General features: G+C 64.7%; 19 protein-coding genes. 11 read left to right on the top strand and 8 right to left on the bottom strand.

Annotated features, from left to right (window positions below):
• The first annotated feature begins 342 nt into the window (after positions 1 to 342).
• The 7 genes from OO015_RS12670 to OO015_RS12640 all read left to right on the top strand — a co-directional run bounded on the left by OO015_RS12670 (position 343) and on the right by OO015_RS12640 (position 7181).
• The gene (locus OO015_RS12670; RefSeq protein WP_265941678.1) at positions 343 to 585 is read left to right on the top strand and encodes a hypothetical protein; all 243 of its coding nucleotides are present in this window, start codon (positions 343 to 345) and stop codon (positions 583 to 585) included.
• A gap of 91 nt (positions 586 to 676) precedes the next feature.
• Positions 677 to 1159 (top strand): VOC family protein, encoded by a 483-nt coding sequence (locus OO015_RS12665; protein ID WP_265941676.1) that lies wholly within the window; start codon positions 677 to 679, stop codon positions 1157 to 1159.
• Positions 1160 to 1363: 204 nt separating this feature from the next.
• A complete protein-coding gene (locus tag OO015_RS12660; RefSeq protein WP_265941674.1) occupies positions 1364 to 4135 on the top strand; it encodes an ATP-dependent helicase in 2772 nt (923 codons plus the stop codon).
• A 2-nt stretch (positions 4136 to 4137) separates the two neighbouring features.
• On the top strand, positions 4138 to 4572 hold the full coding sequence (locus tag OO015_RS12655) for a YkvA family protein (protein ID WP_265941672.1): 435 nt from the start codon (positions 4138 to 4140) through the stop codon (positions 4570 to 4572).
• Between the two features lie 219 nt (positions 4573 to 4791).
• Positions 4792 to 5568 carry an ABC transporter ATP-binding protein gene (locus OO015_RS12650; RefSeq protein ID WP_265941670.1) on the top strand — a complete coding sequence of 259 codons (777 nt, stop codon included), beginning with the start codon at positions 4792 to 4794 and terminating at the stop codon, positions 5566 to 5568.
• Positions 5565 to 6638, top strand: coding sequence for an ABC transporter permease (locus OO015_RS12645; RefSeq protein ID WP_265941668.1), 1074 nt, complete (start codon positions 5565 to 5567; stop codon positions 6636 to 6638). The genes OO015_RS12650 and OO015_RS12645 overlap by 4 nt, the downstream gene beginning before the upstream one ends.
• Before the next feature lie 3 nt (positions 6639 to 6641).
• Complete coding sequence (locus OO015_RS12640) at positions 6642 to 7181, top strand: inosine/xanthosine triphosphatase (RefSeq protein WP_265941666.1); 540 nt, start codon at positions 6642 to 6644, stop codon at positions 7179 to 7181.
• Here OO015_RS12640 and OO015_RS12635 read toward each other — a convergent pair.
• The 8 genes from OO015_RS12635 to OO015_RS12600 all read right to left on the bottom strand — a co-directional run bounded on the left by OO015_RS12635 (position 7178) and on the right by OO015_RS12600 (position 16309).
• Positions 7178 to 8812: a DUF5671 domain-containing protein gene (locus OO015_RS12635; protein WP_265941665.1), complete on the bottom strand. Its 1635-nt coding sequence runs from the start codon at positions 8810 to 8812 to the stop codon at positions 7178 to 7180. The genes OO015_RS12640 and OO015_RS12635 overlap by 4 nt on opposite strands.
• A 30-nt stretch (positions 8813 to 8842) precedes the next feature.
• Positions 8843 to 9337, bottom strand: a complete 495-nt coding sequence (locus OO015_RS12630; RefSeq protein ID WP_265941663.1) for a nuclear transport factor 2 family protein — start codon at positions 9335 to 9337, stop codon at positions 8843 to 8845.
• A gap of 237 nt (positions 9338 to 9574) precedes the next feature.
• Positions 9575 to 10894 (bottom strand): hemolysin family protein, encoded by a 1320-nt coding sequence (locus OO015_RS12625; protein WP_265941661.1) that lies wholly within the window; start codon positions 10892 to 10894, stop codon positions 9575 to 9577.
• A 217-nt stretch (positions 10895 to 11111) separates the two neighbouring features.
• Positions 11112 to 11744 carry an HD domain-containing protein gene (locus OO015_RS12620; protein ID WP_265941658.1) on the bottom strand — a complete coding sequence of 211 codons (633 nt, stop codon included), beginning with the start codon at positions 11742 to 11744 and terminating at the stop codon, positions 11112 to 11114.
• A 12-nt stretch (positions 11745 to 11756) separates the two neighbouring features.
• Positions 11757 to 12536 (bottom strand): fumarylacetoacetate hydrolase family protein, encoded by a 780-nt coding sequence (locus tag OO015_RS12615; protein ID WP_265941657.1) that lies wholly within the window; start codon positions 12534 to 12536, stop codon positions 11757 to 11759.
• Positions 12537 to 12594: 58 nt separating this feature from the next.
• Complete coding sequence (locus OO015_RS12610) at positions 12595 to 13245, bottom strand: potassium channel family protein (protein ID WP_265941655.1); 651 nt, start codon at positions 13243 to 13245, stop codon at positions 12595 to 12597.
• Between the two features lie 10 nt (positions 13246 to 13255).
• On the bottom strand, positions 13256 to 14710 hold the full coding sequence (locus OO015_RS12605; protein ID WP_265941653.1) for a potassium transporter TrkG: 1455 nt from the start codon (positions 14708 to 14710) through the stop codon (positions 13256 to 13258).
• 153 nt (positions 14711 to 14863) lie between these two features.
• On the bottom strand, positions 14864 to 16309 hold the full coding sequence (locus tag OO015_RS12600) for a TrkH family potassium uptake protein (protein WP_265941651.1): 1446 nt from the start codon (positions 16307 to 16309) through the stop codon (positions 14864 to 14866).
• Between the two features lie 184 nt (positions 16310 to 16493).
• On the opposite strand from OO015_RS12600, the gene OO015_RS12595 reads away from it, so the two are divergent.
• From OO015_RS12595 to OO015_RS12580, 4 genes are all read left to right on the top strand, one after another.
• The gene (locus OO015_RS12595) at positions 16494 to 17519 is read left to right on the top strand and encodes an NAD(P)/FAD-dependent oxidoreductase (RefSeq protein WP_265941649.1); all 1026 of its coding nucleotides are present in this window, start codon (positions 16494 to 16496) and stop codon (positions 17517 to 17519) included.
• 306 nt (positions 17520 to 17825) lie between these two features.
• Positions 17826 to 18758 (top strand): ABC transporter permease, encoded by a 933-nt coding sequence (locus tag OO015_RS12590; protein WP_265941647.1) that lies wholly within the window; start codon positions 17826 to 17828, stop codon positions 18756 to 18758.
• A 23-nt stretch (positions 18759 to 18781) separates the two neighbouring features.
• Complete coding sequence (locus OO015_RS12585) at positions 18782 to 19708, top strand: ABC transporter permease (protein WP_265941645.1); 927 nt, start codon at positions 18782 to 18784, stop codon at positions 19706 to 19708.
• An 87-nt stretch (positions 19709 to 19795) separates the two neighbouring features.
• Positions 19796 to 21640 (top strand): peptide ABC transporter substrate-binding protein, encoded by a 1845-nt coding sequence (locus tag OO015_RS12580; RefSeq protein WP_265941643.1) that lies wholly within the window; start codon positions 19796 to 19798, stop codon positions 21638 to 21640.
• Positions 21641 to 21706 lie beyond the last annotated feature (66 nt).

Raw genomic sequence — 21706 nt, 5'->3', positions numbered from 1 at the left:
CGTGACCCAGCCCTTCACGCGCACACACCGCTTGCGCCCAGCACCTGTGAGCTCCATCGCGAACCGCGAGCTGGGATGGGTCGATATCGGCACCCGAGCGAAGGACGGAGAGGCCACGTGCCCTGGTGCGCGAGCTCGGGCAACGCCCTCGACCTCAGGGGATATATCAGACCGCGCTGGAGCAGCCCGTTCGGACGGAGGCTGCACGGGTCACGTTCGTCTTGGTCGCGTGGCGCCGCAGCAGGCCGCGACCAGCGGTACTCGTCGCCAGCTTCTCCCCCGGACGCGAGACATGCTACCATACCCTCGGTATGCGAACCAGCAGGCTAACGGAGGACGCACGTGTTCCGCTACCTGTTCGAGGGAATCGTGGTCGGTTGTCTCTCGGTCGTCATCCTCGTCCTCGCTCTCAGCATCGGGCTCGCTGTGGTCGTCGGTCTGCGTGGTGGGACGGCCGACACGATGGTGTTCCCGCCAGCCATCGGAAGCGTCGAATTCGCTCTCTTGTTCTTGTTGTTCTTCCTCATCGTCATCGGGTGGATGCTCGGTCGAGCGCTCCTGAGTCGCCGCAGCGGAGCGAGTTGACCAGCGGGCGGAGCCTGTCCGGTCCGCGGAAGGACCTGCTACACTCCAGCCGTCACCGCGCACCGGTACGAGCGCGAGAGGAGCAGGAGCGATGCCCGCACGGAACTTGAACCACGTCAGCATCGTCGCGAAGAACCTCGAGGAATCCGTCCGGTTTTACGAGGACGTCTTCGGACTCGAGCGCATTCCCACCCCCAACTTCGGTCACCCAGTCCAGTGGCTCCGCGTCGGCGACTTGCAGTTGCACATCTTCGAGCGACCGGAAGAAGCGCGCCGCTACGCGCATTTCGCACTGACTGTTGACGATCTCGTCACGGTCTACGAGAAGGCACGTGCCCGGGGCTGCCTGGACGGCGATACCTTCTCGCATTTCCTCGTCCAGTTGCCCAACGGGAACGTCCAGCTCTACGTGCGCGACCCAGCTGGCAATCTGATCGAGGTCAACTATCCGAGCATCGCGCAACTCCCCGCGGAACTCCAGGCCCAGTGCGTGCGGCTCGAGGACCGGTACCCGCAGAGCGACTGGAACCGCCAGGCGACCCTGTTCCTGGAGCCGGTCACGATGCGCTCCTGAAGGCACCGCTCGCTCGATTTCTCCAGCGGGGGTAGGATCCGACCGCACCGACACACGCGCGGAGCCGCGATAGCGAGCCGGTCACCCGGCAGGCGGCCGCGCAATCGCCGCTACCGCCCTGCCGGTACCATTTGACTCCTCGCTCGCTTGCCGTAAAACAAATGGGGGTTCTCCGTACCATCACGTTCGCGCTGGAGTCGGACCATGCCGCATCGGTTACTGGAATCACTCACCCCGGAGCAACAGGCTGTCGTGACCCATGAATCCGGTCCACTGCTCGTCATCGCTGGGCCTGGTGCTGGGAAAACCGAGGTGATGCTGCGCCGCGCTGCCTACTTGATTCTCGAACGAGGCGTCGAGCCGGAAGGGATCCTGCTCACGACGTTTACGCGCAAGGCAGCCGAAGAGCTGCGCGTTCGCTTGGCATCGCTCCTCGGCCCCCAGGTCGAACGGTTACTCATCACCACGATCCACGGCTTCTGCCAGTGGTTGCTCGAGCAATTTCCCGACCACCATCCGTTCGGCCAGCCGCTCCGGATCCTCGACGAGCACCTCCAGCACCTCTTCGTCTTCACGCATGCCAGAGCGTTGGGCCTGCACCAGGCACGCGGCCGCTTCGGAGACTTCATCGCTGACGTTATCGCGGCGTTCAACACCTATAGCGAGGACCTCGTCGATCCCGATGCGCTCGTGACGCTTCTCTCGGCATCGAGCGACGATCCCGAGGCATTGGCTGTCGCCGTTGCCTACCAACGCTACCGGCAACTCCTCGACGAGTCAGGCTGGCTGGACTTTCCCGGGCTCCAGCGCGAGGCCTATCGGCTCCTGCGTGACGACGACACAGTCCGGGCAGCCGTCCAGGCTCGTTTCGAACACGTGATCGTCGATGAACACCAGGACACGAACGTCCTCCAGGACCTCATTCTCGGGATCGTCGCCGCACCGGAGACGAACCTGTGCGTGGTCGGTGACGACGACCAGAGCATCTACCGTTTTCGCGGTGCCACAGTCGCCAACTTTCTCCGCTTTCCTGAACTCTACCCGCAGGCTCGCCGTATCGAGCTCTCGCGCAACTTCCGTTCGACGCGTCCGATCGTCCAGGTCGCCTCACGCCTCATCGCACATAATCCCCTGCGCTACGCGAAAGCGATCGAGCCCGTGCGCGGCGAGGGGCCAGAGGTTCTGCTCCTGACGAGCGACGACGTCGACGACGAGGGCGAGCGCCTCGCCGAGCTGATCGCGACGCTCCGTGCCGAGGGGGCGATCGAGCGCTGGAGCGACATCGCAGTGCTCTACCGCAGCGTGCGCTACTACGCCCAGCCGCTCCTCGCGGCACTGGCCGCGCGCGGCATTCCGGCCGTAGCGGCAGGAAACGGTGCATTCTTCGACCGTCCCGATATCCAGCAACTCCGCGACCTCATCGTCGCGTTCGGCTGGCCAGCAAGCTGGCGACCTGACCATTTCGCCGGTCCGATCCTCGACTTCGCGCTAGAGACACTCGAGCGCCTCGCAGCGTTCACCGGCAACATCTGGGAATTGGACGAGCGCGAGCTCGCAGCACTCGGCATCACCGATGAGCGAGAGCGCAAGCTGCTGGCCAGCATCATCGCGCTGCAACGCCGTGTCAAGGGAAAGCAGCATGGCTCTATCCTCACCCTCGTCTACGAGATCCTGGCCCGCAGTAAATACGTGGCTCGGTGCGTCGAACGCGGGGATACCCGAGCCGTCCTGAACCTCGCTCAGTTCTCGCGCCTCGCCGCCGACTTCGATCGGCAGGAACGTTCCGCCGCCCCCTTCCGGTTCGGCGAGTTCCTCCGCAGTCTCCCGGAACGCTCGCTCGACGAACTCGAGCCGGAGGACGAAGATGCCGTCCAGGTGATGACGATTCACCAGGCCAAAGGGCGCGAGTTTCCGGTCGTCGTCCTCGCTTCGCTCGTCGAAGGCCGCTTGCCTGGCCGGGAGCGCCCGCGTCGGTTCCGCCTCCCACCCGAGCTGCTGGCGCAGCTGACCCCACCGGAGATCGCCGAACGCCACCTCAGCGATCCAGAGGAAGCACTCAGCGACCAGCGACGCCTAGCCTACGTCGCCTTGACGCGAGCTCGTGACCTGCTCGTCCTCAGCGCTCCAGCGCGGATCCGGCGCCAGCGTTGCCGCCCCTCACGGTTCCTCGAGGAGATGGGCATGCCTCGTGAGCCAGCGAATGCTTCGTCAGCACGACGCTTCTCGCTCACCAGCACGCGAGCCCAGACTCGACCGCGCGAGCTCGGCACATCGGCCATCGTCACCTACGCGACCTGTCCATTGCGTTTCTTCCTCCTCTACGAAGCAGGGTTCGAGCTTCCGGTATGGCCGACTGTCCAGCTGGGCCAGACGATCCATCTCGCGCTCGCTGCAGTGCACCGGGAGGTACTGGCTGGACAACCCGTCGACGAAGACCTCGCTGCCCACCTTTTCGACCGGTACTGGCTCCCCACCTCGCGCCTGCCGTCGGCCCAACGCGAGGGGCTATACCGAACGGGACGCGAGGCGGTGATCCGCTACGTGCGGCACTGGCACCACACGTTCGAACGGATCGTCAGCGTCGAGCAATCGTTCTGCTACCCCACCGGCCACGGTGTCATAACCGGGCGAATCGACCTGGTACGCGCGTGTCCCGACGGGACGCTCGAGCTCGTCGACTTCAAGACGCGAGCGACTGCTGGTATCGCGCTCATCAGACCCGATTTCCAGCTCCGCCTCTACGCGCTAGCGTTCGAGCGGACGACACAACGTCCGGTCAGTCGCCTCTGTGTGCATCTGCTGGCAGACGACCGCGAAGAATCGTGGGCCTGGACTGCGCACGAACGGGCCGCGATCGAGGCCGAGGTCAGGGAAATCTGGGACGGCATCGCTACTCGTTCGTTCCCGCCACGTCCTGGCTCGCACTGCACTGCCTGCGAGCTCGCTGCGTTCTGTCCAGCTGCGAAAGGGGGCTGAGGGTGGCACGGCTGCGCAATCTCGACTACCACGGCTTCTACGAGTTGCTCGTCGAGCAGCTCAGTCGCTACCGCGGCGAGGTCGACGAGATCGTTCAGCTCGCGCCCGATCTCTTTCGCTTCCTCACGAATCTCCTCGAGGACACTCGTGTCACCGCACCAGCCCGGCGACTCATCTGCGCAGCGCTGGCCTATTTCGTCGCACCCTACGACGTGGAGCCGGAGGAAATCTACGGGCCACGCGGTTTCGTGGACGACGTCTATCTCTGCGCCTCTGTCGCCCGGGCGCTCCGTACGATCCTGCCCGCCGACATCCTGGAAACAGCCTGGGAAGCGGAATTCCCGTTCGAGGAAACCATCGACCGAACCTATGAGCGCGCCAGCGCAGTCCTCGGCGAACGCGCGAGGGACGTCCTGCGCTACGTCGGCCTCGACTGACGAGTGCACCGATGCCGGTTCTCGTGGCACTTCTACCGGTTGGAGCCTGATACCGCTCCGAGCCAGCGACGTGCTGGGGTAGCGCATCTTCGGGAGCGAAACCAGCTGGAACGGGGCTCCTTGTCACGGTCTCGGGCACTCTGTTAGCCTTCCCGTTGAGGCGAGACAGCGTCTTCCTTCCGTGGTCCAGCGAGACGGACAGCCGAGAGGGCAGGCTCGATGCCGGGTGCGGAGCGGGTGACCGTGGAAGGACAGGAGGCTGCAGTCATCGCAGACGGGGTCTCCCGGATTTTCGGCCCCCTCCGTGCTGTCGACCGGCTCTCCGTGGTCATCCCGCGCGGCGTGATCTATGCCCTCCTCGGGCCGAGCGGATCCGGCAAGACGACCTTCCTCCGCATGGTCGTCGGTGCGCTGCGGCCGAGCGAAGGTCGGCTCTGGGTCTTCGGCATCGCGATGCCCAGTCGGCGCGTCGCACAGCGCATCGGTTATATGCCGCAGGCGCCTGCCCTCTACCCCGATCTGACCTTGCGCGAGAACCTGCGCTTCTTTGGCGCCGTCTATCGTGTCTCACGCCGCCAGCTCGAGCAGCGGATCGAAGAACTGGCAACCGATCTCGATCTCCTGGCCTGGCTCGACCATCCCTTGTACCGGTTCTCCGGCGGGATGCTGCAACGCGCCTCGCTCGCCGTCGCCCTCCTGCACGAGCCAGACCTGCTCGTGCTCGATGAGCCGACAGTCGGCCTCGACCCCCTCCTGCGCCGCACGTTGTGGGAGCGGTTCCGTCTGCTCGCCAGTCGGGGAACCACGCTCCTCATTTCCACGCACAGCATGGACGAAGCTGACCGCTGTGACCTCTTAGGGTTCCTGCGCGGTGGCCGGCTGCTGGCGAGCGATACGCCAGCTGCACTCCGCGCCCTGACCGGCCAGGATTCGCTCGAAGACGCGTTCCTGATCCTCGCCGGTCACCCCGTCCTGCCGGTGGAGCCACCGCGATGAGCGGGCAGCGCGTTCTCGCGATCACGATCCGCATCGTTCGGCAAATCCGGCGCGATCGGCGAACGCTCGCCCTCATCTTCCTCGCACCGGTCGTTATCCTCTCGCTCCTCGGCTATGTCTATCGCGGGAGTTCCCACACCGTCGCCCTCGCGGTGAGCGCACCCGCCGATCCGTTCGCCGAAGCCATGATCGACACCCTCTCCTCGCTCTCGGTGCAGGTGGAACGCCTCCCTTCGGACGAGGCGCTCGCCCGTGTCCGCTCCGGTGACGTCGCCGGTGCCCTCGTCGTCGAACCCACCGGCACAGCGATCACTCTCCAGCTCTACCTCGATGGCTCCCAGCCGGGCCGAGTGCGGCAAGTGATCGCAATCGTGAACGAGGCGATCATGCGCGCCGCGACCGAACGACTGCCTCCCGGTCTGGCGCTCCCGCAGCCGCAGATCGCCTACGTCGCCGGTAGCCTACAGTTCGACGAGCTGGATACGTTCGCCCCGGTCTTCATCGGGTTCTTCGCCTTCTTCTTCGTTTTCCTGCTGACCTCCGTCTCGTTTCTCCGTGAGCGACTCCAGGGCAGTATCGAGCGTCTCATCGTCTCGCCGCTCGGCCGCGCGGAAATCGTCCTCGGGTACATGCTCGGCTTCGCCTTCTACGCGCTGATCCAGTCGATCGTGATGGTCCTCTTTACCGTCTACGTCTTGCGGATCCACACGGTCGGTGCGCTCTGGCTGATCATCGTCCTGACCGTCATCCTGACCATCGGTGCGGTCAATCTCGGCATCTTCCTCTCCACCTTCGCGCGGACAGAACTTCAGGTCGTCCAGTTCATCCCTCTCGTCATCACCCTCCAGGGACTGCTCTCCGGTATCATCTGGCCGGTCGAAACGCTGCCGCGCCCCTTGCAGTGGATCGCGCATGTCCTACCGCTCACCTGGGCGAACGATGCCTTGCGTGCCGTCATGCTCCGGGGGCATGGTCTCAGCGACCTCGTGCCGCACGTCCTGGTCCTGGTCGCCTTCGCGACACTCATGCTCCTTCTGGCCATGACGACGCTCCGCCGGGAGGTCGCCTGAACCATGCCGGACCGAGCAGTGCTTCTCGCGCTCGGCTCCCACCAACCGGCCAAACGTGCAGCCGTCGAACGGGTCGCACCGAGCTTCTGGAGCAACTGGCGCATCGTCACGCTGAGTGTGCCGAGCGGTGTGCGGGAACAACCGCTCAGTGACGACGAGACGGTACTCGGTGCGCTCGAGCGGGCCCGCAACGCGCGCAGTGCGGTCGAAGCAGATTTCGGTATCGGGCTCGAATCCGGTGTTGCTCCTGGGCCGCTCGGCCGGTTGTACGTCGTGAGCTGGGCCGTCGTCGTCGACCGCGCGGGACGGATCGGCGTCGGTGGTTCAGAGCGCTTCCCGCTCCCCCAACCGATCGCGGAACGCCTGCGGGCGGGCAGCGACCTCGCGAGCGCACTCGCTTCCGTGCTCGGCACCGAACCGCCAGCGGGCGGCGGAACGGTCGCCGTGTGGAGCGCTGGACGGCGACAGCGCGTCGATCTCCTCGCTGGTGCACTGCTGCTCGCGCTCGTTGACCTCGAGCACCAGACGGGCGCTTCCCGTTAGGTTGCCCGCTCGAGGACAGCCCCAGGCGGCAAGTGTGTGGTCAATTCCTGCACGACCGCATCCGCATCGCTCTCCGGCGGTAAGCGCAGGACGAGTCGCACCGTCACAGCAGCCCGCTGTGGCACCGCAGCGCGCGTGTCAGCCACCAGCACGGCAGCGTGGTAGACCAGCACGCCGAGCGCGACGAGCGTGAAACCGAAGGCGGGCGCGGCATCGGATAGTGCGTTCAGGGGTTGGACCAGACCGAGGGCAAGACCGACAGCTCGATAGATGACGTAGCCGGCTGTTCCGAGTATGACGAGAACGCTCAGGCCGAGTGTCCCATACAGATACGCCCGCCGGCTCAAGCTGGCGCACTCGGCTGCCGGCTCCCGCGCGACGCGTACCAGGACCGCGCGCCAGAGCGCGAGCCAAGCGATACCGCCCACGGAGGCTACGGAAAGCTGAAACGCGAGGTCCTCGCGCCATGTCCCGAGTGGAGCTGCCGTGAGGGCAGCGAGAAGCACCTGCAGGAAAAGTCCGACGAGCCCACCCAACCCGAGCACGGCGAGCGCAAGGCTGGCGAATGCCGAGAGGTACAGCAGGAAGCGCGAGACCCCGCGTGCCCAGTCTGGGCCGGCGACTGGTCGCGCGGCGAGGGCAGTCGCTTCCTCCTCCATCACACGCCGGTGATAGTGCCAAACGAGCGCAACTGGCAGGAGCCAGGCGAGCGGATCCAACAACTGGCGGACACGCTCTCGCACATCCCCGTCCGGTACACCGAGTACCCAGCGCAACACTTCGTGCAGGAAAGCCGCCAGTGCGACCAGCATGACCGCTAGCCCAGCGAAGACGGCGAAGCCCAGGTAGGTCCAACGGAGGAGTGAACGGCGCTCCCGGTCAGCCGCTGGGAACGGGCGCGCCACGAGCACGAGTGCCTCGCCCCAATGGAGGGCCCAGGCGACCGCCCCGCCGACGAGCAGGCTCGTCTGCGTTGCCAGCGGATACCGGAGGGTACCAGCGAAAGCGGTGGGAACGAGCAGTGAGTCCAGCCCGAGCCGCAGGAGGTTCGCGGTGCCGACGACGAGCAACACGATGCCGCTCCCGGCAGCGCCGTATCCGTAGAGCCGTGGGAGCCAGTCGGCGGCACCGGCACGCGTGACGGACCGGTGCTCCTCGCGTGCGGCACGGGCGTGCCCCAGCCACAACGTCCCTGCGACGAGGAGGACGGTAAGTTCGTCGAGCACGCGCGGGACACTCGCCCCCGCTGGCTCGGCAACACCGAGGAGTGCGAGCACGATGAGACGCACCAGCTCGATGCCGCTCGCCAACCAGAAGCTGAAGCTGATCGACAAAACGACCGTGAAGAAGACAGCACGGACGGCGGATCGCCGCTCCGCCTCATCGGCTGCCGCCTGGCGCTCGACCAGCCACCAGTGGACAGCCCAAATCGGGAATCCGACGACCAGGAGCGCAACGCTCACGCTGAGCTGTCGCCGGAACGTCTCCGCATCCCCGACCACCGCCGGCCGCGCAACGAGCTCCCAGGCAGCCGAGGCCAGTGCGCGCAGCAAGCGCACCGCTCCGATCGCCCACACGGCCAGTGCGACGCTCGCGATTCCATACAAGTACAGCCGACGAGCGATCGCCATCGTCTCATTCCTTCCGGCCACGCGCCTCTTTTAAAAGTAAAAAGCCACTTCGTCGACCTTCCATGCACCGCCGTCACGCACCAGAGCGAGCGTGCGCTCATAGGAGAACGTACCGCCACCGACCGCCGGAAACGGAAAACTCGGCTCGAGGGCAGGACCTGTCCGCTCGATCGTCACGGTCACCAGTGCGCGCCCTCCTCGCACCTCGACGCGATCGATCCGCACTCGCGCCGTGCGGAGGCTCTCGCTGGCGCCGCGGAGTTCGGCATCGAAGTCGTAGAAGGGTTCCATCTGCTCGCGTCGTTCCAGCTCCGCACGGGCGCGTGAGGAGAGGAGCGCGAGCACCTGGTCTCGGTCGGCAGCACGCAGCGCCTCGACGAAGGCAACAACCGTCGCTTCCGGTGAGTCGGGTGGATACTGGGGCGGCCCCGCGCGTTCGACGAGTAGGACGAGTACCGTCGTCGCGACGATCAGCACGACCAAGCCAGCAGCGATCGCCACGATCGTCCATGTCGGCTGCCGCACGCTTCACCTCGCCCCAGTCGATTCGGTTCGAACCGTTGATCGTTCGGTGCAGTGTAGCAGGCCACGCTCGTTCGCGCCAGGTCCACAGAGCGTTCGTTGTTTGCCCGTTCGTGAAGGCGTGCTAGCCGCCGCAGCAGGGACGCTGTCCGCCGCAGGAGAGCGGGCCAGACGAGGAAGGACGATCGCACGAGGGTCACACGCTCGGTGGGTGCGGGCTTTCAGCCTTCCGGCCCTACCTCATTCCGCCGACCGTGCCTCGTACGTGACCCGCACGACCCGAACCCGGTACCCTTCCATCGAGCGCACCTCGAGGCGCAAGGGGCCCAGCTGCACCGTGTCCCCGACTTCCGGGAACCTCCCCAGGAACTCGATGATCACGCCACCGACCGACTCCGCCTCGAACTCGACACCCAGTTCTTCCTCATCCAGTTCGAGGCGGTCCAGCAACTCGTCCAGGGAGACCCGTCCGTCCACCTCGAGCACGCCGGGTGCGATTTCGCGGAGCGGCTCGTAGTCCGGATCGAACTCGTCGGCGATCTCACCGACGATCCGCTCGAGCAGGTCCTCGAGCGTGACCAGTCCCGCGACACCGCCGAACTCGTCGACGACGATCGCGATCTTCGTCCGGCGGAGGCGGAGCAAGCGGAGCGCCTGCCGTGCCGGCGTGTGTTCGGGGACGAAGACTGCTGGGCGCGCGAAGCGATGGCACGGCTGCTCTTTCATCGCCGGTTGCTGCCAGACGATGCGGAACACATCCTTGATGTAGAGGACACCCCGCACATCGTCCGGCGAGTCACCGATCACCGGCAACCGCGACAACCCGGTGCGGAAAAAGTGCTCGACCGCCTGTGCCAACGGCATGGACGCGGCAACCGTGATCATATCGACGCGCGGAACCATGACCGTGCGCACGGTGATTTCACCGAACTCGAAGGCATCCTCGATGAGCCGCGCTTCTTCCCGACTTACCGAACCTTCGCGTGCCGCGACATCGAGGAGCGTCAAGAGTTCTTCGCGCGTCACGCTCGGTACCCGTCCCGGGTAGCGTACGCCGAGTACACGGAGCGCGATCGTCGTGGCGCCAGACAGGAACCAGACCACTGGCGAGGCGACTCGGGAAAGCCAGACGAGTGGACGCGCCGCGACGAGCGCCAGACGCTCCGCGTGCTGCACGGCCAGCGTCTTGGGGACGAGTTCACCCAAGACGATACTGGCGAACGAGAGCCCGACGGTCACGACCACGAGGGCAACCGCCGAAGCCTCCTGCTCGCTGATCGGCAGACGTCGGAGCAGCGAGGCGAGCGGTTCGGCCAGAGAAACTGCGCCGACCGCCGACGTGAAGAACGTTGCCAGCGTCACGCCCACCTGAATCGTCGCCAACAGCCGCGACGGCTCCTCGAGGAGGCGCAGCACCTGTCGTGCAGCCGTGCTCCCTTCCTCGGCGAGCGCATGCAAGTGCGCCCGCCGAACGGAAACGATGGCAAGTTCCGCAGCAGCGAGCGCACCGTTCACGGCCAGGAGCGCGACGATCACCAACAGTTCGCCGACCAGTGGCATGCCCGCCTCCACTCTCGTTCAGAGCCCGAAGCCAATCGGGGGCTCGGAACGCTCGTGCAGCCCCGTCAGCTCAGACCCAGCAAACACGACCGGCTTGACGACAGGCGTCGCAGAAGCCACCGCTGTGACGCCGATCGTCCGCTGAGGGAGCAGGAACGGCGAACCAGCCTCGCAGGCGCTCCCCGTCCGCGGTGACGTTCACGTCAGGGACGCCCCTTCAACCCTCGGCAGGTGGCTGCCATTTCGTCTCCTCGATCGCCTGCTCCAGCAAACGACGAAGCTCCGGGTCGGTGACCGCTTCCATCGCTCCGAGCACGAACGAATCGATGATCAGTTCCGGCTGCTGGGCTCGATACTCGAAGGCCTGAAGCACCGTCTCGAGCTTGTCGAGCTGACGGACGAAACGCGCCTCCGCTGTCTGCCCTGCTTCGTACTCTTCCCACGCTGTCACCAGTTCCGTACCGACTGATCCAGGCAACGTGGCAGCCAACTCCTGCAAGGCAGCCCGTTCAGCGGCTGCCTTCTTCGCCTCGCTTTCCGGATCGTAGACCGGCCGCTGGCGGAACAAGCGCTCCCGCTCCGCACCAGCCCGAAGCGCAGCATCGAACGGTGTCCGGTCGCCGGCGAGAGCCTCAGCGACATCGTGCGCCAATGCCAGGAGCGCCGCACGCTCAGCGTCGAGGCCCGGGCGTTCCTGAGCCAGGAGCCAGGCCATGAGTGCGAGGCGGAAGCTATGATCGGCGACCGACTCGGGCACGCGCACACCACGGTCGACCCAGCCTTGACGGCGGAGCGTCTTCAGTCGGCCGACGAGCCGGAAGAAGCGGAGCCAGCCGTCCAGCCCGGTCACCGTTCGACCTCCTCAGCAGCGATCGGCACGCGCCCCGACTGGATTGCGCAGGACGCCGATCCCTTCGATTTCCACTTCGACGACATCGCCCGGCTCCATCGGGCCGACCCCGTATGGAGTGCCGGTCATGATCACGTCGCCCGGTTCCAGCGTCATCACGTTCGAGATGAAGGCGATCAGAAACGCTGGTGGGAACAACATCTGACTCGTCCGGGCATTCTGTCGCACCTCGCCATTGAGCCGCGAGACGATCGCGAGATCGCTCGGATCGACCTCGGTCTCGATCCAAGGGCCGAGGGGGCAGAAGGTATCGTACCCCTTGCCACGTACCCACTGGCCGTCCTTGTACTGCTGGTCACGGTGACTGACGTCGTTACCACAGGTATAGCCCAACACGTAGTCGAGCGCCTCTGTCTCGCCTACACGGTACGCCCGGCGACCGATCACGATACACAGCTCCGCTTCGTAGTCGATCCGATTCCCCGGCGGCAGCAGGATCGTCCCACCATGGCTGAGCAATGCACTCGGCGGCTTGAGGAAAACCACCGGTTCGTCGGGGATCTTCCGCGTCGGATCGTTTTCCGTCACGTGCGCAGCATAGTTCAACCCCACGGCGACGATCTTGCTCGGGCGCTCGACCGGTGGAAGGACGGCGAACGACTCGAACGGCCCGAGCTCCCGTCCTCGCCGCGGAGCCCCGGCGAACCAGTCACCGATCGCCTCATAGGCGATGTCACCCTCGACCACGACCGGTGTCGGCCGCCCATCGACGATGATCCGTGCCAGACGCACCTCGATCTCCTTCTCTTTCGTTTCCGATCAGCACGCCCCGTCTCGTCCACGATGACGCTCACAGCAGGAGCACTTGCTGGAGCTGTTCGTCACGTCCGGCGATCGTCAACTCGTCACCGAGGTGCAGACGTTCTCCACGGTGGGGATTCATGATGACCTGGTCGCCGCGCCGCAAGAACAGGGGGGTCACGCCGAACCGCTCCCGCAAGTCCAGTTCCTCCAACGTCTTCCCCGCCATACGCTGGTCGACCACGACCTTGGCCAGACCGTATCCTGGTCCGACGTCGAAATAATCTTTCGCAAGTGGCATCGTCAAGCTGTGGGCGACGCGGATACCGGTCTCACGCTCGGGGTAGACGACGCGGTCGGCACCGACCATCGTCAGGATATCGCCGTGGAGTTGGTTCTGCGCTTTGGCGAGGACGAAGCGCACACCGAGCTTTTTCAGCAGCACGGTCGCCATGATGCTGGAACGTTCGTCGGCTCCGATCGCGACAACGGCAGCGTCGAAGTCCTGGGCACCGAGCGTCCGGAGCACTTCGAGGTCAGTGACGTCAGCGGTTACCGCATGCGTCACGTAATCCGCCACCGCCTCGATCGCGCGCTCGGAACGATCGATCGCCAAGACCTCGTGTCCGAGCCGTTCCAGCTCGATCGCGACAGCACTCCCGAACCGACCGACACCCAGCACCATGAACTGCTTCCGCATCCCCTGCCCCCTAGCCGAGCCGGACCGATTCTTGCGCGTAATGGACGATCTCTCGTGGCACACGAGTCGCAAACACGACGGCGAGAAGCAGCGGGCCGAATCGTCCCAACACGATGAGTGCAGCCAGCAGGCTCTGTCCACCGACGTCCAAGTTCGCGACCAACTGGCCCTCCGATCCAGCCAGAGCGAAAGCCTGGACGACGAGCAACCACACAGTCGTGAGCTGGTAAGGTGCCCAGGCCGCCAGGATGACCGTCCCCAGAAACATCACCAGGAGCGCGAAGACCGCTGTCGCGAGCGCGCGGAAGATCTGCCAGTCCGGTACTTCACGGCCGAAGACGACCACCGAACGACTCCCCCGGATCGTTGCCAGAATCGCGAGCAGGAGTAAGCAGAAAGCCTGAACCTTCACGCCACCGGCTACTGACCCGCTCGCCCCACCGATGAAGGTGAGCGCGCCGAAGAGGAAAGTCGTTTCCTCGCCGAGCATGCGCGTTTCGATGACGCGCGGCCCACCAGTCCGACTGAGCGCCACCGCGAGCGAGTCGAGCACCTGCTGGTACCAGGGCAGTCCAGCGAGGGTTGCTGGATTGGACCGCTCGAGCAACCAGATGCCCATCGTTCCGATGGCGAGTAAAGCCAGCATCGTCGTGAGTACGAGTCGGGTATCGGGATAGAGTCGTCGCCAGGACCGCCGCGTGACGATATCGGAAAGCACTGGGAAACCAGTCGCGCCGAGCGACACCAGCAGACCGACCGGAATGATCACCAGCGGGTACCGCTGGTACCCGGTGAAACCACCCAGACCCGGCTCGAAATCGAATCCGGCATTGTGGAACGCGGTGACAGCAGTCGCGAGCGACCACCAGAGCGCTTCGGCGATAGTACCGTGCAGGGAGAGACTCGGCACCAGAAGCATGCCAAAACCAACGAACTGGATCGCGAGCGTCGCGAGCAAGAGCCGACGGAGCAATGGCCAGAGTTCGCCGAGTTGTTCTTCACCGAGGCGCATACCCAGCACGTGATGTGCTTCGTAGACGATCGTCCGCCGCATGATCCCTGCCAGCAGCACCGTCGCCGTCGCGACGTAGCTCACGCCCCCCACCTCGACGAGCAGGACGAGAACGAGCTGCCCGATCCGATTCCACGTCGTCGCCACATCGACCGGTGCGAACCCAGCAGTGCAGATCGCTGAGAGCGCGACGAAGGCCGCCTCCCACCAGGACACAGCTTGACCGCCTTGCCAGGTGGCCGGCCAGCGGAGCAGGAGCGTGCCGAGGAGCGTGAGGAGAGCGGTACCGAACCAGAGGACCACCAGGATGGGAACCGTCACGCGGTAGCGACGCGGCATCCGGAGCGAGATCGTCTCGCTGGTCCATGCCTCCCGCCGGATCGTCCGGTCTCCCGGACGACGCACATGCGCTGGTGGACGACTGGGATGTCTCGGTCGTAGTCTACGTTCCACCGTCGTCGCCTGCTTCCGGCTACGCCGCCGCACCGCAGTGCTGGCGCGTCCTGAAGCCTACGCCCTGCCTGTTTCGCCGTCAACGATGGATTTCGCTTCGACCACGTAGCTCAGCCGGGCGCACCAGGGGTTCTCGGAACGCCGTCAACGGCCTCAGCCGAGCGCCACCGCTGTACGGGCATAACGGATTGGCTCGGGCCGGGCTCGCTCGGCGAGCGCCAGCGCCAGGGTGAGTGGCCCGAGACGTCCCGCGAACATGGTCGCGACGAGCACGATCTTGCTCAGTGTATGCAGCTCGGGCGTGATTCCCATGCTCAGGCCGACCGTACCGAAGGCCGATGCCGACTCGAACCAGATCTCCAGCAGGCTGAACGGTTCGACGAGCGAGATGACGAAACTGCTGACGAAGACGAGTGCGACCGCCAGGAGGGCGATAGCCATCGCCCGGTACACGAACTCTCCCGGAATCTCCCGCCCAAAAGCGACCACGTGTGGCCGCCCACGGAGCACTGTCCATACAGCGAGGACAAGCACGGCGAAGCTCTGTACCTTGATTCCACCAGCGAACGAGCCGCTCGCTCCACCGATAAACATGAGACCGATCGTCACGAATGCCGACTCGTCGTTCATGCCAGCGACGTCGATCGAATTGAAACCAGCCGTCCGGGGGACGACTGCCTGGAAGAAGGCGTTCAAGAGCTTGTCCGTCCAGGGAAGCGGACCGAGTGTTCGCGGATTGTGCCACTCAAAGAAGAGGATGAGAAGCGTACCGAGAGCGAGCAACACACCTGTCATCGCGAGCACGAGCTTGCTATCTAACGTCAAGCGCCCCCAGCGACGTTCGCGCACCAAATCGGAGAGCACCGCGAAACTGAGTCCACCCAGAATGATGAGCGCGGCGATCGGGAGCAGTACCTCTGGCGCATGCTGGTATGGTGTCAGCGAACGATACCCACCGACGATATCGAATCCTGCATTGTTGAAAGCCGAGACGCTGTGGAAGACCGCCCACCACAGGCCTCGGAGAAACGACTGAGTCGCCGCGATCCCGCTGGGAAGGAGCAGGAGCCCTCCTGTCGCTTCGATAGCGAGCGTCAGGATCGCCAGCCGGCGGAGCAACCGTACCACGCCGCCTGGCCCGGGTTCCCCGAGACTCATGCCGCAGGCCAACCGATCCCGTAAGGTGGGGCGGATACCGAGGAGCGCGAGGAGCAACGTCGCACTGGTCGCGAACCCAAAACCGCCGAGCTGGATCAGGAGGAGGATCACAGCCTGCCCGAAGCCGCTCCAGGCTGTCGCCGTATCGCGCACAGCAAGACCGGTCACGCACACGGCCGAGGTCGCCGTGAAGAGCGCATCGACCAGCCTGGCACGCTGGCCATCAGCCGAAGCGAAGGGAAGGCTCAGCAACACAGTACCGATCGCGATGAGCAGCGCGAAGCCGACCACGAGCCGAAACGCGATCGGTCGGGGGCGCCGATGCACACGAGGCCGGGGGAGTTGAACCGCTTCACGCCGGGCGACCGCCCGGCGGACGACGCGATCGCCTGGTCGCCGAACTTGCTCGTGCGGGCGACTGGGATGTCTCACGCGCTCCATCGGCGCTCCGATCAGCCTCCCACGGCACTCGCGTCGATTCTGGACGAAAGCCTAGGGGATGGTCACCATGCGCGTCAATGCGTATACTGTCTGGAAGACGTGCTGTTCCCGAGCGGAGCCCGCTTCCGACCGATGGCGTTCGGGAGACGGGCGCACCATGAGCGGTGCGGAGGTGAAACGAACGATGACGCAGCACGAAGTGTTCGATACCACGATCATCGGTGGGGGGCCGGTGGGGCTCTTCGCCGCCTTCTACGCCGGCATGCGCGGCCTCAAGACCAAGATCATCGACTCCCTGCCCGAACTCGGCGGCCAGCTCATCGCCGTCTACCCCGAAAAGTACATCTACGATATCGCCGGTTTCCCCAAGATCCTGGCCAAGGACTATGTCAAGGGCGCGGTCGAGCAGGGCCTCTCGACCGGCGCCGTCCCCTGCCTCGGCGAGACCGCTCAGACGCTCGAGTGGCTCGAGGACGCCGGCTCCTATCGCCTGACGACCGACAAGGGTGAGCATTACACCCGGACCGTCATCATCTGCGCCGGCGTCGGCTCCTTCGAGCCCAAGCGCCTCGAGGCACCCGGTGTCCGAGACTTCGAAGGCCGCGGCGTGACCTACCTCGTCCGTTCCCTCGAAGAGTTCCGCGACAAGGACGTGGTGATCGTCGGTGGCGGCGACTCCGCCGTCGACTGGGCCCTGGCGGTGTATCCGCTCGCCCGCTCGACGACGCTCGTCCACCGCTCCAAGTTCCGCGCCCACGAGCGCTCGGTCCAGCAGCTGCACGAGTCGCCAGTGGCGCTCTACTACCCGTTCTACGAGGTCAAGGAGGTGCACGGTAACGCCTGGCTGGAGGAAGTCGTCGTCCACCAGACCCGCACCGGCGAGGAACGCGTCTTCCCCGCTCAGGCGCTGATCATCGCCATCGGCTTCGCAGCAGACTTGGGTCCGCTCAAGAGCTGGGGCCTGACGATCGAGCGCAACGGCATCGTCGTCGACCCACGCACGATGAGCACCGGCCTCCCCGGTGTCTTCGCCGCCGGTGACGTCGCCGTCTATCCCGGCAAGTTCAAGCTGATCGCCACCGGCGTCGCCGAGGCGATCACCGCCGTCAACCACGCGGTTGTCCATATCGACCCGTCCGCCCGGCTCGATGCCGGCCACTCCACCAACGTGATGGAAAAGCGCGAGCGCGCCACCGCATCGGCGAGTTGACGAGCACTCGGATCGACCCGAGAGCGAGCCTGGCCGTGCACCCTGCATGGCCAGGCTTCTCGCTCTTGTAACACGCTGCATCACCTCGCTCTTCCGGTTCTCCGCGTAGACTCGTCTCGTGAGCACGAGCTGGTGTGTTCGGCAAACGTCAACAGCCGACCCATACGCACAGAACGGACTTTACCCGCCGCTTCCGACATCATGATTGACACGGGTTTCGTCCGTGTGCTAGTGTGCATGTAGCGATCCTGCCCGATGACCACGTAGTGGCGAAAGCGAAGTCGATCGAAGCGGGGAGTCGCCTCGATGGCAGCGTATATCGCTCGGCGCTTACTGATGATCATTCCGACGCTCATTGCAATTTCTCTGATTACCTTCATCATCATGCATGCGACACCAGGGAGTCCCTTGCAACCGCGTGCTCCCAATGCCAACCCTCTTCCCCCAGCAGCACAGGAAGCGCTCGCCAAGAAGTACGGCCTGGACAAGCCGCTGTGGCAGCAGTACCTCAACTACCTCCGCCACATCTTTACGCTCGACTTCGGTTATTCGTATCAATATCAGACGCGTGAGGTGCGGGAGATCATGGCGAGCACGCTGCCCATTTCCTTGCACCTGGGTATCATGGCCATGGCACTCGCCATCCTGATCGGTATCCCGCTCGGGGTCATCGCGGCGATCAACCAGAACGGTCCGGTCGACTACCTCTGTAGTTTGATCGCGACATTGGGTGTAGCGGTGCCGAACTTCATCCTCGCCCTGTTCCTCATCGTGCTCTTAGTCCTCCTCATTCCGGTCGTACCACGTACCGGCGGATGGGACTCACCGATCGATTGGGTCCTGCCGACCATCGCACTCGCACTCGGCCCGATCGGAATCATCGCGCGCTACACCCGGGCGAGTATGGTCGAGGTACTCCGGCAAGACTTCGTCCGCACCGCGTACGCGAAGGGCCTCAATGACCGGCAGGTCATCGTGCGGCACGTGCTCAAGAACGGCCTCATCCCACCCATCACGATTCTCGGGCCGATGTTCGCTGCCATCGGAACCGGGTCGCCGTTCGTCGAAAAGATCTTTCGGGTTCCTGGTATGGGTCGTTTCTTCGTCGATAGCTTGATCGCCCGGGATTACCCGATGATCATGGCCGTCATCCTGATCTACGGTGCATTCTTGGCCGTCATGAACATCGTCGTCGACATTCTCTACGGTATCGTCGACCCGCGCATTCGGCTGGCCTGAGCCCGTAGAAGGGAGTCCCGTGCATGGCGACGACTGGCGCTGGAATGACAGGACGAGCGGAGCGGCTGGACGCACTGGTCTGGGCCGCGCGCCCGCACCGGACGCTCTGGCGCGACGCGCTCAGCCGCTTGCTGGCCAACCGCCTGGCCCTGTTCGGTCTCATCATGGTCAGCCTCTTTACCATCATGGCGATCTTCGCGCCGATCCTCGCACCGTACCCGTACGACAAGGCGGACTTCTCGGCTGTTTCGCAGTTCCCCACCTGGACCGGGAAGTACCCGCTCGGTACCGACCTCGTCGGCCGCGATATGCTCAGCCGCCTGATTTGGGGCGCACAGGTCTCGATGCTGGTCGGACTCGGCGCGCAGGTGATCGTTTTCTTGATCGGTGTGCCGATCGGCGCACTCGCCGGTTACCTCGGCGGGCGCGTTGACGCGATCCTCATGCGTTTCGTCGACGTGATGTACGCGTTTCCGCAACTGCTCTTCGTGATTCTGATCATGGCGGCGCTCGGACGTGGAATGCAGAACATCTTCATCGCGATCGGCGTCACGGGTTGGGTCACGCTGGCGCGGCTCACCCGCGCCGAGTTCCTGGCACTCCGCGAGCGCGATTTCGTGATCGCTGCACGGGCGGCCGGCGCGTCGCCCTGGCGGATCATCACGCGCCATATGCTCCCCAACGCGCTGTCGCCGATCATCGTCGCACTCACGTTCGGTATCCCGCAAGCGATCTTCACCGAGGCGGCGCTGAGCTTCATCGGCATCGGCATCCCGGAGCCACGACCGAGTTGGGGCAAGATGGCCGGCGAGACGCAGCAGTACATCACCTCCTACTGGTACATGCCGATCTTCCCGACTATCCTCATCGCGCTCCTGATGCTGAGCTTTACCTTCCTCGGTGATGGGCTTCGCGACGCGCTCGACCCGCGCACGCGCAAACGCGACTGAACGGAAGGAGGTGCACGGCCCGCTGGACGCGCGGTTCGTTGACTACCGTTCGGCTCACCGCATCGTCTGCTGAGAGGAGGAGGTTCGATGAGCGACAAACTCCGCTGGTGGGAAGACCCAGAACAAGTCGCACTACTCTGGAAACGCTTCCAGGCGATCGGCCTCGACCGGCGTGAGTTCATTCGCATCGTGGGAGCTGCCGGTGGTGCGACTGGTGCCGCACTCGCCGCTGCCGCTTGCCAGCGTGGTGAGGGAACCACACCGAGCCCGGCTGCTGGCGTGACCCCGCCACCCGTTCCGACTCCGACGCCACCACGAGCCGTCGGTCCCACGCCGACCGCAGCCCCCAGCCCGACCGCTGCAGCGGCTGAACTGGCCGCGGATCAGGTCTTCCGAACGAACTTCGAGCAGGATCCGCAAAGCTTCGACTTCAACCGCGACCTCTACTGTGGCGGCGATGAAGCATGCTTCGCCATGCTGGGCATGTTCACTCCAGACCTCGAGGTCGTGCCCGATATCGCCGAACGTTGGGAACCGAACCAGGATGCCTCCGTCTGGACCTTCTATCTCCGCAAAGATAGCTACTGGAGCAACGGCGATCCGGTCACCGCACATGACTACGAATGGTCCTGGAAGCGCCAGCTCGATCCCGCCACTGCCGCTCCCTACGCTGGTTTCCTCTACGACATCAAGAACGCGGAGGCCTTCAACACGCAGAAGCCGGGTGTCACGCGCGACGATGTCGGCGTCAAGGCGCTCGACGACTACACGCTCCAGGTCACGCTGGAAGGACCGCGCGGTTACTTCCCGATTCTCGCCGCCTATATCGCAGCCGCTCCGGCTCATCGCCCCTCGGTCGAGAAGTACGGCGACAAGTGGACCGAAGCCGAGAATATCGTCTGCAATGGCCCCTTCAAGCTCGTCCGGTGGGAGCACGACAAGATCGTGGTGCTCGAGAAGAACGAGAAGTACTGGAACGCCAAGAACATCACGCTCCAGCGGGTCGAACGGCCGATCATCCCGAGCGACGCCGCCTTACAGGCGTACGAGAATAACGAGATCGATTGGATGTACCGCGGCCCGCTCGGTCAGCTCGAGCGTGTCCGATCCGATCCGAAACTCAGCAAGGAATACCAGCAGTTCAACCTCTTCGGCACGTGGTATCTGGTCCCCGACCCGAACTTCGAGCCTTACAATCTCAAGGAAGTCCGCCGCGCGATGGCCCACGCCATCGACCGCGAGACGATCGTGAAGCAAGTACTGAAGGGTCTGGCGACCGTCGCCTATACCTTCACGCCGCCCGGCATGCCCTACTACATCGAGCCGGACGACAAGATCCGTGAACTCACCGAGTACAACCCGGACAAGGCACGCCAGTGGCTCAAGGGAACGCCCTATGAGGGCGGCAAGAACTGGCCGAAGGGCCTCACGCTCACCCACCGCGAAGAAGGCGACGCACCGAAGGCCGCCGCAGCGGCGATCATCCAGATGCTCAAAGAAGTGCTCGGTATGGAGATCGAGCACATTGTCGGCGAGCCTCGCGAGACCTACGAGCGCATGTGGAAGCACGAAATCCCGCTCATGTGGGTGCGCTGGTACGTCGACTATCCGGATCCGGCCAATACGCTGTTCCAGGTCTGGTACTCGAAGGCGCCCACTGGTCACCGCCACTCCTGGACGAACGATGAGTTCGACCGACTCGTCCTCCAGGCGAACGGCGAGCAGGATCCAAAGAAGCGCTACGAGTTGTACTACAAGGCGCAGCTCATCCAGCTAGAGGATGCAGCCGCGATCTATGTGTATAATCCGTGGAACTATGGACTCATGAAGCCCTGGGTCACGAACTTACCACGCAACCGCAACGGCGACTTTACGCCAGCATGGAATATCTTCCTCCGGCACTACGATTATTACAAGATCCTGAAGCACTGAGCGTTCCGACGAACGCAGACACACGACCGGTGGCACCCTCTCCAGCGGGTGCCACCGGTCTTCTGG

Source organism: Thermomicrobium sp. 4228-Ro, from assembly GCF_026241205.1.
Taxonomy (GTDB): domain Bacteria; phylum Chloroflexota; class Chloroflexia; order Thermomicrobiales; family Thermomicrobiaceae; genus Thermomicrobium.
This window is presented reverse-complemented; position numbering and strand designations above follow the sequence as displayed.

Coding starts and splice junctions, on each gene's coding strand:
- OO015_RS12665 (WP_265941676.1), top strand. CDS start 677: ATGCCCGCACGGAACTTGAACCACGTCAGCATCGTCGCGAAGAACCTC.
- OO015_RS12660 (WP_265941674.1), top strand. CDS start 1,364: ATGCCGCATCGGTTACTGGAATCACTCACCCCGGAGCAACAGGCTGTC.
- OO015_RS12650 (WP_265941670.1), top strand. CDS start 4,792: ATGCCGGGTGCGGAGCGGGTGACCGTGGAAGGACAGGAGGCTGCAGTC.
- OO015_RS12645 (WP_265941668.1), top strand. CDS start 5,565: ATGAGCGGGCAGCGCGTTCTCGCGATCACGATCCGCATCGTTCGGCAA.
- OO015_RS12640 (WP_265941666.1), top strand. CDS start 6,642: ATGCCGGACCGAGCAGTGCTTCTCGCGCTCGGCTCCCACCAACCGGCC.
- OO015_RS12635 (WP_265941665.1), bottom strand. CDS start 8,812: ATGGCGATCGCTCGTCGGCTGTACTTGTATGGAATCGCGAGCGTCGCA.
- OO015_RS12625 (WP_265941661.1), bottom strand. CDS start 10,894: ATGCCACTGGTCGGCGAACTGTTGGTGATCGTCGCGCTCCTGGCCGTG.
- OO015_RS12610 (WP_265941655.1), bottom strand. CDS start 13,245: ATGCGGAAGCAGTTCATGGTGCTGGGTGTCGGTCGGTTCGGGAGTGCT.
- OO015_RS12600 (WP_265941651.1), bottom strand. CDS start 16,309: ATGGAGCGCGTGAGACATCCCAGTCGCCCGCACGAGCAAGTTCGGCGA.
- OO015_RS12595 (WP_265941649.1), top strand. CDS start 16,494: ATGACGCAGCACGAAGTGTTCGATACCACGATCATCGGTGGGGGGCCG.
- OO015_RS12590 (WP_265941647.1), top strand. CDS start 17,826: ATGGCAGCGTATATCGCTCGGCGCTTACTGATGATCATTCCGACGCTC.
- OO015_RS12585 (WP_265941645.1), top strand. CDS start 18,782: ATGGCGACGACTGGCGCTGGAATGACAGGACGAGCGGAGCGGCTGGAC.
- OO015_RS12580 (WP_265941643.1), top strand. CDS start 19,796: ATGAGCGACAAACTCCGCTGGTGGGAAGACCCAGAACAAGTCGCACTA.